Genomic DNA, 597 nt, shown 5'->3' on the forward strand with positions numbered 1-597 from the left:
CCTGCTGGATACAGAGGGTACTCTTACCCACTCCGCCTTTCTGGTTGGCGAAGCTGATTACTTTTGCCATACCCACCTCTATTTTGGTTTCTCGCAGGTGATCAAGACCACCCCCAAACTTTCACATGTGAAAGATTGTAGCGATCATAAAATGATACTGCAATATCTAATTATGGTTCTGTTAAAACAAACTTTAAACAAAAAAACGGCCATGAAGGCCGCTTATTGACAAGGTTTGTGCTGTCAGCGCAATTGATTTGCTGCTCCAAGCCCATTCGCCAATAACTGCATCGCATCGTTGAACAGCGCGGAGCCCCGTTCCGGTGTGAGCAATTCCGGCATATCTTCTCGCGGCCAAGTACCGGCTACTTGAATGAGCAAACTGGCAGCCCAGTGAATCTGCTTTTCTTCACTTTCATCGGCCAGAGTGCATACGACGGGGAAACCGTACTTACGCCCCCAGCGACTCACCTCTTTGAACGATACCAGCTCAGGCTTTTGCAAATCCCGGCTGTAGGCCTCAGCTATCATGTGGTTCAGTTCTTTAGCGTCCATTTATCCCACTCTATTGTAAACAAGACATTTTTATCTTTTATA

General features: G+C 46.7%; 2 protein-coding genes. Both read right to left on the bottom strand.

Annotated features, from left to right (window positions below):
• On the bottom strand, positions 1–70 hold a 70-nt coding region (locus R8N47_RS26710; RefSeq protein ID WP_318186301.1), incomplete at its 3' end, for an AAA family ATPase.
• A gap of 173 nt (positions 71–243) precedes the next feature.
• Positions 244–555 carry a hypothetical protein gene (locus R8N47_RS26715; RefSeq protein WP_000338945.1) on the bottom strand — a complete coding sequence of 104 codons (312 nt, stop codon included), beginning with the start codon at positions 553–555 and terminating at the stop codon, positions 244–246.
• Positions 556–597 lie beyond the last annotated feature (42 nt).

The sequence above is a fragment of the Vibrio sp. 2132-1 genome (assembly GCF_033344315.1).

Coding starts and splice junctions, on each gene's coding strand:
- R8N47_RS26715 (WP_000338945.1), bottom strand. CDS start 555: ATGGACGCTAAAGAACTGAACCACATGATAGCTGAGGCCTACAGCCGG.